Here is an 11,558-nt window from a genome sequence, read left to right on the forward strand (position 1 = left end):
GTACTAATACAACAACCCTCCATTTAAGTAGGTCAGATATGAAAACCTCCCGTTTCCTACTCCTCCCCCTCGCAGCCGCGCTCAGCCAAGTATGGGCAGCCCCTGTTGCGGAAGAAACCGCCGAGCTCTCCCCCGTTACCGTTACCGGGACGCAGCAGCAAAAAGCCAACACAGTCAAATTCAATCCTAAAGCCACCCTCCAGCCCCTGCCGGCAGGGGATGGCGCAGACCTTTTACAATCCGTCCCCAATATGAGCATCATCCGCAAAGGCGGCAGCTCGGGCGATCCATTGTTCCGAGGTTTGGGCGGCTCGCGCCTTGCCATCAATGCAGACGACCAGTTCGTTTACGGCGGCTGTTCCAACCGCATGGACCCGCCCACTTCTTATATCCACCCCAGCACCTTTGACGAAGTTGTCGTTACCAAAGGTCCGCAAACCGTTACCCAAGGGATGGGCTTGATCAGCGGTTCGGTTCATTTCGTCCGTAAAGATCCGACCTTCCACGAACAACCCTACTCCTTCAACGGCAGTACCACATTAGGCAGCAGCGGCAGACGCGATGCCTCCTTTGAAGCCGGTGCAGGCGGCAAATACGGTTATGCCCGCCTCAATGTCTCACATAACGAATCCGACGACTATAAAGACGGAGCAGGCAACCGCGTACATTCCAACTTCAAACGCGACGGCCAAATGGTTCAGTTGGGCGTTACCCCGACCGAAAACACCACCATCGCCGGTACATACGAACGCAGCCGCGGTAAGGCCGCCTACGCCGACCGTATGATGGACGGCAGCAAATTCGACCGCGAAGCATGGAATATCCGCATCAGCCAACGCAATATCACACCGTGGTTGAGCGAAATCGAGGCACGCTACGGTTCCAGCGAAATCGACCACGTTATGGACACCTACAGCCTGCGTACCATCCGCGACTCCTCTACCGGTATGCAGATTAAAAAAGCCAATAACCCCAAACGCCGCACCGATACCGGCAATCTCAAAGCCGTATTCGACTGGGACAACGTCAACCTTCAAACCGGCATCGACTATATGCGCGACCGCCATACCGAACGCAACGGCAATGAAAACTACGCTTCGAGTCCTTTCAAGCCTACCCAAAGTTTTGACCAACTGGGCGGCTTTGCCGAAGCGGCTTGGCAACGTACCGACAAGCAAAAACTGATTGCCGGTTTGCGGCACGACCAAGTAACAGGCACATACGAAACCAAGGCAGACTCCGATCCCCTCAAAAAAACCAAATATCCTTTGACTTCCGGCTTTTTCCGTTTCGAGCAAACAACAGGCAATACCAAATACTACGCAGGTTTAGGCATCGCCCAACGTGCGCCCGACTACTGGGAACGCAAAAAATCGGAAAACCTCCGACTCCGAAAAGAAACCAACCGCCAACTTGATGCAGGGCTGATTTGGAACAGCGGAAATTGGCACGTCTCCGCCTCTGTATTTGCAGGCAAGGTTGACGATTTCATCATAGTCGAACCAAAACCGATGACGCATCATACCGCCGGCAGCGCGTCGGCACCTAGCCATCACACGGGACACCACCACACAGGACCCACTCCGACGGCACCGGCAACAGGTGTGCCCGCCGGCAGCCATACTCCGACGACACCGGCAGCAGGCGGACACTCTGGCACACCGGCAGCAGGCGGACACGCCGGCCATCATCATGGTCCAGACTTGAGCGCGCGCAATATCGATGCCATCCGTCTGGGCGGCGAACTTGAAGTGAAATGGCAGTTTGCACCAAACTGGAGCATCAGCAGCAACCTTGCCTACACGCGCGGTAAAAACACGACCGACAATCTGCCGCTTGCACAAACACCTCCGCTCGAATGGAACAACACCCTTGCCTTCGACAACGGCAAATTCAGCGCGGGCGTATTGTGGAAACTGGTTGCCAAGCAAAACCGCTACGCCAAAGGACAGGGCAACATCATCGGTCAGGACATCGGCGCATCCGCAGGCTTCGGCGTGCTTTCCGTCAATGCAGGTTGGAAATTCAACAAATACGCCACCCTGCAAGCTGGTGTGGACAATGTGTTCAACAAAACCTATGCCGAATTCGTCAGCAGGAGCGGAGGATTTGTCGATCCTGCCGCCGGCATCAAAACCACCCGCGTGAACGAACCCGGCCGCACCGCTTGGTTAAGGCTGCAAGCCAAGTTCTAAACGCTTGCATTTTAAAATGCCGTCTGAAACGGAGTCCGTTTCAGACGGCATACCTTACAAGGCGGACAACCTGCCGGCATTGCCTTTTGTTACCCGCCTCTTTAACGCATTAATATCTATATTTTAATAACAGCCGAACCAATCTTAAATACTGATTACGACGGCTGTTGTAACGGCAACATTTTGCCAAATCCCGCCGCCAAACCACCAAAAGGAAAAATCATGCATACCCCCCCCGCACTTCACGCACCGCGCTTGCCGTATCATCCGCACTTATGCTGTTATGCGCCGCGCACGCCTCCGCCGCAGACCTTGCCGCCCTTCCGGAAATACACGTCAAAGAACCGGGGAAACAAACGGCTTCCAACTACACCATCCCCGCCTCATCTGCAGCCACAGGCATCAGGCTGACCCAGCGTGAAACACCGCAATCCCTGTCTGTCGTAACGGCAAAACAAATCGAAGACCAAGGCTTGGACAGCCTGCAGGACGTATTGAAACAAACACCGGGCGTGTTCCACAGCAAAATGGGCAACAACGTCTCCGGCCACAGCCAATTTATTTCGCGCAGTCAGGCGATTGACAGCATTTCCGTGGACGGCGCGCCCAAATTCCTTTACGAGGGTAAAGCCATCCGCCGCAGTACCAACAATCTGGACAGCACGTTGTATGACCAAGTCGTCGTCGTGCGCGGCGCAAGCGGTTTGTCCAACGGCGGTATGGGCGAACCGGGCGGTACGGTTGCTTTGAAACGCAAAAAACCGACTGCCAAGCCTGCCGTCAGCGTCGAAACCGGTGTCGGTTCGTGGAAACACTACCGCTTCGTCCTTGATGCCAATCAGCCTTTAAATGCAGACAATACCTTGCGCGGTCGCGCTATTTTGGTCAGCGACCACGGCGGCGATTACCTACCGAACACATCGCGCCACAATCATACGTTCTACGGCATTCTGTCCTACGACCTCGCCCCTCAGACCCAATGGAATATCGGTACGGAAATACACCGTTTCCGCAATAAGGGCAGCTCGCGTTTCAGCTATCTGACGGCAGCAGGCAATAAGAAAGACGGATTCATACCGTTTGAGGCTTCGCCGCGCAGCAATTCCTCGGCAAAATGGGCTTACGGCAAAGACACCGGCGCCGAAGTATTCACGTCCCTCAGCCATGAGTTTGACAACGGCTGGAAACTGACGGGCAATTACAGCTATCTGGCAGGTAAAAGCGACATCGTTTCAGGCATTGCCGGTACATACGAAATCAATACCGACTACTCCGCGCTTTTCACTTCAGACCGCGACCGCAGCAAATACCGCGACCAGAATTTTTCCCTGATTTTGGACGGCGACTATCCGGCATTGGGCCGCTCGCACGAATTTAATGCGGGCATCAGCTATCAGGACAACAAAGAAAACCTGTCTTTCTATGAAGAAGGCGAATCGACGATTCCCGATTTGCGTAAATTTGACGGCAATATCGCCAAACCCGATATGCCGTATTCGCGCGATGGTTTTACCGATATGAAAAACCTGTCGGTTTACGGCTCGACCCGTTTCAAACTGACCGACAGGCTGGCATTAATCGGCGGCGGACGTTTTGTAGATTGGCGGTACCGTTACAGCACTGAGCGCAACAAATTTGCTTACAGCAGCCACAAACAAAACGTTTTCATTCCTTATTTGGGCGCAACTTACGACATAGCCGGCAATCTGACCGCTTATGCGTCTTACACCACCATCTTCCGTCCGCAAGTGCGTTACCTGACCAAAGACGGCAAACCGCTCGAACCGCAACGCGGCAAAACATATGAACTCGGCTTAAAAGCCTCGTGGTTTGGCCGTCTGAATGCTTCCGCATCCGCCTTTATGAACAAACGCGACCATTTGGGCGTGGTTGCAGGCAAATTCGCGAATGGTAAGGACAAATACTACCGTGCAGCCGACAACACTACAACAAAAGGCGTGGAACTCTCTATCGGCGGCCGCTTGAACGACAGATGGCTGCTGAATGCGTCTTATGCACGTTCCAAAATCAAAAACAGCGAAGGCAGGCAACTGCATCCGTCTTATCCGGTTCATTTGTTCAAACTCTTTACCGCGTATGACCTAACCGACCGTTTGAACCTGGGCGCAAACGTCAACTGGCAAAGCCGCAGCCACACGCTGGACGAATATCCCGCAGATATCAACCCGGCTGCCGCAGCCGCATTGACCCAACGCCCATACGCCACGCTGGATTTGACCGCGCATTACAAAATCGGCAAATCCACCCGCATCGGTTTGGACTTTGAAAACGTGTTCAACAAACGCTACCGCACCATGCCCGACATCCATGTTTACGGCACGCCGCGCAGCCTGACCGCAACCGTCAAACATACCTTCTAAACGGATACGGCCTGCCGTCTTGAAAGGCAGGCCGGCACCGGAAACCGTTTTAAAGAAAGAAATGCCGTCTGAAACCTTATCGTTTCAGACGGCATTTGGTTGCCCGGGCGGTTATTTGTCGGTTTGGGTATCCCGTTTTAATCCGCCGCCGAGCGCCTTGTACAAATCGGCAAGGTTTTCGGCGCGGGTCAGTTGTGCCGACAAAGCCGCACCTTCCGCCGAATAGCTGCTGCGTTCCGCATCGAGCAAGTCGAGCGCGCCGGATACGCCGTGTTTGTAACGCAGGCCGACCAAGCGCAACGCTTCTTTAGAGGCGCGGCTTTGTTTGCTTAAAGCGTCATAGGCTTTATCCAGCTGCTCGCGCGCCGCCAATGCGTTTGCCACGTCTTGAAATGCGGATTGGACGGCGGCTTCATAGGCAACGATTTGTGCCTGTTGGCGCAGTTTGGCTGCATCAAGGTTCGCCTTGTTCGTACCCCAGGTAAAAATCGGCAGGGTAATAGACGGCGCAAACGACCAAACGCCGGTGCCGCTTTTGAACAGCCCGCCCAATTCGGCAGAACCCGTACCGACGCTTCCGGTCAGGCGGATGGATGGGAAAAAGGCGGCGCGTGCCGCACCGATATTGGCGTTTGCCTGTTTGAGCGCGTGTTCGGCGGCACGGATGTCGGGACGGTCGAGCAATACTTCGGAACTCAAACCGGCCGGCAGTTTTTCAACAAAAAACTGCTTGTCTAGAGGCAAACCGGCGGGCAGGTCGTCGGGTATCGGTTGGTTAATCAAGGTTGCCAAGGCATTGCGCGCCTGCTCGCGGCTGCGGACGGCATGGGCATAATCGGCTTTGGCAGATTCAATCAAGGCTTCCTGCTGGCGCAGGGCGACGGCGGAAATCACGCCTGCCTTGTAACGCAATTCGGACAGCTTGTAGGTTGCTTCGCGCGTTTTCAAGACACGCTGCGCCAAGGACATCGCTTCTTCGGCATAACGTTCGTTGAAATAGGCTTTGGCAACGGTGGCAATCAGGCTCAAATGTGCCGCATCGCGGTTGGCGGTGCTGGCAAAATAGCCTTGCAGTGCTGCCTCGCTGCTGCTGCGGACGCGTCCGAACAGGTCGAGTTCGTAAGATGCCGCACCCAGTCCGACATTGTAGCTGCTGCTGACATTTCCGCCGTCCAAGCTGCCTTGACGCGAGCCGTTCGCATTGGCGGCAAGCGTGGGCAGAAGGTTGTTGCGTTCGATCATATATTGTTTGCGGTAGATTTCGCTGTTCAATACGGCGGTACGCAAACTGGTATTGCGCTCGAGTGCGATGTCGATCAGCTTTTGCAGGCGCGGATCGGCAAAATAGTCGTGCCAACCCAAATCGACGGCGCGGATGCCGCTGTCGGCGGTATCGTTTTTGAACGTTTCCGCAACTTCAACTTTGGGCTGCCCGTATTGGGGAATCATCGTGCAGGCAGACAATGCAAAGGCTGCCGCAACAGAAGTTAAGGTGGTTTTCAATGTAGTATCCATAAAAAAGTCCCGATGCCGTCTGAAGCCCCAAGCGTTCAGACGGCATTTTGCTTAATATTGTTTATCGTCCGGACCGGTGATGCCCGCTTCGGCAGCGTGTTTTACCGCCATTTCATGCTCGTGCGCAGTTTCTTTGAAGAATTTGCGCACCACCACATAGAAAAGCGGAACAAGGAACACGGACAAGAGTGTGCCGATGAGCATCCCCCAGAATACGGTCGTACCGATGGCGCGCTGGCTGGCAGAACTTGCACCACCGGCAATATACAGGGGAACCACGCCCAAAATAAAGGCGAACGAAGTCATAATAATCGGACGGAAACGCAGGCGGGCCGCTTCCAAAGCGGCTTCGACCGCGCTTTTGCCTTGTGCTTGAAGGTCTTTGGCAAACTCGATAATCAGAATCGCGTTTTTCGCACTCAAACCCATCACGGTAACGAAACCGACTTGGAAGTAGATGTCGTTGGCAAACGAGGGAACGCTGCCCAACAGTCCTTCAAACAAATTGCGCCCGGTTACACCCGCAGCCGCACCGATCAAACCCAACGGAATCACAAGGATGACCGCCAGCGGAATCGACCAGCTTTCATAAAGCGCGGCAAGTACCAAAAATACGGCTGCAACCGCCAAACCGTACAAAATCAGGGTTTGCGAACCGCCTTTTGCCTCTTCGCGCGACTGTCCGCCCCACTCCAGGCTGTAACCGCCGCCCAATTCGTCAACCATTTTCTGCACCGCCTCCATAGCCTGTCCGGTAGAAACGCCGGTTGCGGGCGAAGCGGACAGCTCCATCGAGGGATAACCGTTGAAACGGACGCTCTGTTCCGTACCGTTTTCCCAAGAAACGGTGGCAATGGTGGAAAGCGGTACGGCAATGCCGGATTTGTTCGGCACGGTCAGGTTCAAAATATCGGCAGGCTGCATACGGGCATCCCCGTCTGCCTGCACCATCACGCGCTGCAGACGGCCTTGGTTCGGGAAGTCGCTGACATAAGACGAACTCAGCGCGCTTGCCAATGCGGTGCGGATGTCGGCAAACGAAACGCCTTGCGCCGCCGCTGCGGCACGGTTGATGTCGATTTTCAACTGCGGCGCGTCTTCCAAACCGCCGGCACGGACGGTGCTCGGGTTAAACAAACCGCTGGTACGCATTTTTTGAATCAGCTCGTTGCGTTTCGCCAGCAATGCGGTATGACCGGTATTGTTGCGATCTTGCAGGTTGATGGTCAGACCCGAACCGTTGCCCAACTCCATAATCGGAGGCGGAACGATGGCGATGCCGAAACCGTCTTTAAGCGTCCCCATCATCATACCCGTCAGCTTGCCGGCAACCGCAACGGCATCGCTGCCGGGGGTTTTACGTTCGTCCCAATCCTTAAGCATCGCAAAACCCATCGCCATATTCTGACCGCTGCCCGAAAAGCTGAAGCCGGAAACGGTAATGATGTTTTCAATTTCAGGAATACTTTTTGCCAACTGCGTTACTTGCTCCAGCGTCGCATCGGTACGCTCTTTGGTCGCACCCGCAGGCAGTTGCACGCTGACCATAACGAAGCCTTGGTCTTCGGTCGGCAAGAATGAGGTCGGCAGGCGCATAAACAGGAATACGCCCACAACCGCCAAGCCGATATAAACAACCATCATTCGCACAGTCTTACGCAAAACTTTGGCAACCCGGCCTTCGTAACCGTGTGTCCAGTTGTCGAATTTTTTGTTGAACCAACCGAAGAAACCTTTTTTCTCTTCGTGATGCCCTTTCGGGATTGCCTTCAACATTGTGGCACACAAAGCAGGGGTAAGGGTCAGCGCAAGGAAGGCGGAGAATGCGATTGATGCCGCCATAGTCAGTGCAAACTGTTTATAGATATTGCCCGTCGCGCCGCTGAACATCGCCAAAGGCACGAACACGGAAATCAATACGGCGGTAATACCGATAACCGCGCCGGAAATCTGACCCATCGCCTTTTTGGTGGCTTCTTTAGGCGGCAAACCTTCCGCCGCCATAATGCGCTCGACGTTTTCGACGACCACAATCGCATCGTCGACCACGATGCCGATGACCAAAACCATCGCAAACATCGTCAATACGTTAATCGACATACCCATATAAGAGATGAAGGCGAAACCGCCCAACAGGGAAATCGGTACGACGATGGTCGGAATCAGCGTATAACGGATGTTTTGCAGGAAGAGATACATTACGACAAACACCAGCACCATCGCTTCGATTAAAGTGTGAATCACTTTTTCAATCGAAATTTCGACGAATTTGGAAGTATCGTAAGGGGTTTTCCAGCCCATACCCTGCGGAAAGTATTTTCCCAACACCGCCATACGTTCTTTAACCGCCTTTGCCGTCGCCATCGCATTGCCGCTGTTGGACAGCATCACCGCCATACCGGTGGTATTTACACCGTTCAGACGGGTTGAGGAAGAATAGTCTTCCATACCCAATCCGACCCTCGCCACATCCTTCAGGTAAACATTAGAACCGTCGGTATTGGCGCGGAGGATGACGTTGCCGAATTCTTCTGCCGTACCCAACTGCCCCTGCGCCGTTACGGTAGCCGTAACCGTCTGTCCGCGAACGGCGGGAAGCGAACCGATAGAACCTGCGGAAATTTGGATATTCTGTGCCGACAGCGCGCTACCGACATCGGCAAACGACAAATTGTAGTTTTGCAGTTTCTTAGGATCGACCCAAATCCGCATCGCGCGTTGCGCGCCGAACAGGCGCACCTGCCCCACGCCTTCGATACGCTGCAGTTCGGGAACGATATTGCGCTGCGCGTAGTCGTTCATCTCTTCGGTTGACTGCACATCCGACGAAAGCATCACAATCATCAGGAAATTGGAACGCGCCTTGGATACGGTTACGCCGTATTGCTGGACGGTTGCCGGCAGCGTGCTCAATACTTCGGAAAGCTTGTTCTGCACTTCCACCTGCGCCAGATTCTCGTCGGTATCGGGCGTAAAGGTCAGGCTCACGCTGCCGCTGCCGCTCGAATCGGCGGAAGTGGACATATAATCCAAACCTTCCACGCCGTTCATATTCCGCTCGATCACGGAAAGCACGCTGTCTTCCATTACCTGCGCGGACGCACCCGGATAAGTGGCGTGCAAAGTAATGGTCGGGGCGGCAACAGACGGATATTGCGAAACAGGCAGGCTTTTGATGCCGAAAATACCCGCCGCAATAATGAAAATCGAAATAACCCACGCGAAAATGGGGCGGTCGATAAAAAATTTAGCCATCGATGCCTTCCTTATTCCGCTTCAGAAGCAGGTTTGGCTTCAGATGCCGTCTGAACGCCGGCTTGAGGGGCAGAGGCTTGGTTTTCAGACGGCATCCATTCTTTAGGCGTTACCTTTTTCGCCCCCGTCATACCGGCGATACTGATGCCTTCCACAACCACCTTGTCCCCGTCCTTCAGACCTGATGTAACAATCCAATTCGCACCCTGCTGTTGGGCGACCGTTACCTCGCGGGGTTCCATACCGCCTTGGGCGTTCACAATCATCACGGTATCTTTCGTACCGCGCGTTACCGCCTGCTGCGGAACGATGAATGCATTATCCACCGCCACTTGATCCATCAGCACGCGCACATACAGGCCAGGCATCAGGATATTCTGATCGTTCGGTACGGCGGCGCGCAGGGTAATCTGACCGGTCGATTCGTCAACGGTCGGATCGGCAAACAGCAGGCGGCCTTTTTCAGGATAAACCGTGCCGTCGTCAAATTTGATGCCGACCGCAATCGCACCATCCGCCGCCAGCAGCTTGCCCTCGGCAACCTGTTGGCGCAGTTTCATCACTTCGGATGCAGACTGGGTAACGTTCACATACATCGGATTGGTTTGGCGGATGGTTGCCAGCACGGTCGTATCGCCCGCATTTAACAGCGTACCTTCGGAAACTTTGGACTGGCCGATAAAGCCGGAAATCGGCGCGGTAATGCGCGAACGGTTCAGGCTGATGCCGGCAGATTTGATCGCCGCCTGCGCCGCTTTAACGCCTGCCTCGGCAGAACGTTTCGCCGTTACCGCAGCATCATACTCTTGTTTACTGATGGCATCGGCGGCAACCAGCGGTTTGTAACGCGCCAAATCCGCATCCGCTTTGGCAAGCGTTGCCTGTGCCGTTGCCAGTTGCGCGCGCGCGCTTTCCAGACTTGCTTCATAAGTGGAACTGTCGATCTGATACAGCGGCTGTCCGGCACGGACATAACTGCCTTCTTGGAACAGGCGTTTTTGGATAATGCCGCCAACTTGCGCACGGACATCGGCGGTACGCAGCGATTCCAAACGTCCCGGCAACTCGACGGTCAACGCAACGGTTTGCGGATGGACGGTTACGACACCGACGACGGGGGCCGGTGCTTCCCGACCCGCAGGCTGCCCGCCCTGCGCCGCCTCATCTGCTTTGCCGCAAGATGACAGTGCCAACGCGACAGAGGCAGCCAACGCGACAGAGGCAGCCAACGCGGCCGCACGCATCGCCTTAGAAGCATAAAAAGCCATTATTTATCCTATCTGTATGATTTTATTAAATGATTTTAGATTTAACAGAAATTCCCGTTTCAAAATACAAAACCGCCTGCTTCGGCATCCCTGTATTCAAACGGGTTGCAAAGCAGGTGGATTCGGCACTTCGGCACTGGGAAACTGTCTCAATTTCAGGGGTGTTATTATACATACACGATTGCACGGATACAAAGTCTTTTTTATAATCCCAACCGTCAAACCGCGCCGGAACGAAACCGCCATTATGAGAAAAACCAAAACCGAAGCCTTAAAAACCAAAGAACATCTGATGCTTGCCGCCTTGGAAACCTTTTACCGCAAAGGGATTGCGCGCACCTCGCTCAACGAAATCGCCCAAGCCGCCGGCGTAACGCGCGGCGCGCTCTATTGGCATTTCAAAAATAAAGAAGACTTGTTCGACGCGCTGTTCCAACGTATCTGCGACGACATCGAAAACTGCATCGCGCAAGATGCCGCAAATGCCGAAGGAGAATCTTGGACGGTATTCCGCCACACGCTGCTGCACTTTTTCGAGCGGCTGCAAAGCAACGACATCCACTACAAATTCCACAACATCCTGTTTTTAAAATGCGAACACACGGAGCAAAACGCCGCCGTTATCGCCATTGCCCGCAAGCATCAGGCAATCTGGCGCGAAAAAATTACCGCCGTTTTGACCGAAGCGGTGGAAAATCAGGATTTGGCAGACGATTTGGACAAGGAAACGGCGGTCATCTTCATCAAATCGACGTTGGACGGGCTGATTTGGCGTTGGCTCTCTTCCGGAGAAAATTTCGATTTGGGCAAAACCGCCCCGCGCATCATCGAAATTATGATGGACAACTTGGAAAACCATCCCAACCTGCGCCGGAAATAATCAAGCCTTGGTAAAAATGCCGTCTGAAAACCTTTTTGCTGTTTTCAGACGGCATTTGCCTTTC

The 11,558-nt window shown here is 54.2% G+C and carries 6 protein-coding genes; 3 read left to right on the forward strand and 3 right to left on the reverse strand.

Annotation, left to right across the window (positions count from 1 at the left end):
• Positions 1-38: 38 nt before the first annotated feature.
• Both FGL10_RS06100 and FGL10_RS06105 read left to right on the forward strand, forming a co-directional pair.
• Positions 39-2,195, forward strand: a complete 2,157-nt coding sequence (locus tag FGL10_RS06100; protein WP_003706979.1) for a TonB-dependent receptor domain-containing protein — start codon at positions 39-41, stop codon at positions 2,193-2,195.
• Positions 2,196-2,470: 275 nt separating this feature from the next.
• Positions 2,471-4,576, forward strand: coding sequence for a TonB-dependent siderophore receptor (locus tag FGL10_RS06105; protein ID WP_003706983.1), 2,106 nt, complete (start codon positions 2,471-2,473; stop codon positions 4,574-4,576).
• Between the two features lie 111 nt (positions 4,577-4,687).
• On the opposite strand, the gene mtrE is transcribed toward FGL10_RS06105, so the two are convergent.
• The 3 genes from mtrE to mtrC are packed head-to-tail and all read right to left on the reverse strand — an operon-like array spanning position 4,688 to position 10,614.
• The gene (mtrE, locus tag FGL10_RS06110) at positions 4,688-6,091 is read right to left on the reverse strand and encodes a multidrug efflux transporter outer membrane subunit MtrE (protein ID WP_003706985.1); all 1,404 of its coding nucleotides are present in this window, start codon (positions 6,089-6,091) and stop codon (positions 4,688-4,690) included.
• A gap of 51 nt (positions 6,092-6,142) precedes the next feature.
• Positions 6,143-9,346: a multidrug efflux RND transporter permease subunit MtrD gene (gene mtrD / locus FGL10_RS06115; RefSeq protein ID WP_003706987.1), complete on the reverse strand. Its 3,204-nt coding sequence runs from the start codon at positions 9,344-9,346 to the stop codon at positions 6,143-6,145.
• Between the two features lie 11 nt (positions 9,347-9,357).
• Complete coding sequence (mtrC, locus tag FGL10_RS06120; protein WP_003706988.1) at positions 9,358-10,614, reverse strand: multidrug efflux RND transporter periplasmic adaptor subunit MtrC; 1,257 nt, start codon at positions 10,612-10,614, stop codon at positions 9,358-9,360.
• A gap of 247 nt (positions 10,615-10,861) precedes the next feature.
• On the opposite strand from mtrC, the gene mtrR reads away from it, so the two are divergent.
• On the forward strand, positions 10,862-11,494 hold the full coding sequence (mtrR, locus tag FGL10_RS06125) for a multidrug efflux system transcriptional repressor MtrR (RefSeq protein ID WP_003706989.1): 633 nt from the start codon (positions 10,862-10,864) through the stop codon (positions 11,492-11,494).
• Positions 11,495-11,558 lie beyond the last annotated feature (64 nt).

The sequence above is a fragment of the Neisseria lactamica genome, from assembly GCF_901482445.1.
Classification (GTDB): Bacteria; Pseudomonadota; Gammaproteobacteria; order Burkholderiales; family Neisseriaceae; genus Neisseria; species Neisseria lactamica.

Bases quoted from the DNA above. Each gene is read 5' to 3' on its own strand.
- FGL10_RS06100 (WP_003706979.1), top strand. From the start codon at position 39: ATGAAAACCTCCCGTTTCCTACTCCTCCCCCTCGCAGCCGCGCTCAGC.
- FGL10_RS06105 (WP_003706983.1), top strand. From the start codon at position 2,471: ATGCTGTTATGCGCCGCGCACGCCTCCGCCGCAGACCTTGCCGCCCTT.
- mtrE (WP_003706985.1), bottom strand. From the start codon at position 6,091: ATGGATACTACATTGAAAACCACCTTAACTTCTGTTGCGGCAGCCTTT.
- mtrD (WP_003706987.1), bottom strand. From the start codon at position 9,346: ATGGCTAAATTTTTTATCGACCGCCCCATTTTCGCGTGGGTTATTTCG.
- mtrC (WP_003706988.1), bottom strand. From the start codon at position 10,614: ATGGCTTTTTATGCTTCTAAGGCGATGCGTGCGGCCGCGTTGGCTGCC.
- mtrR (WP_003706989.1), top strand. From the start codon at position 10,862: ATGAGAAAAACCAAAACCGAAGCCTTAAAAACCAAAGAACATCTGATG.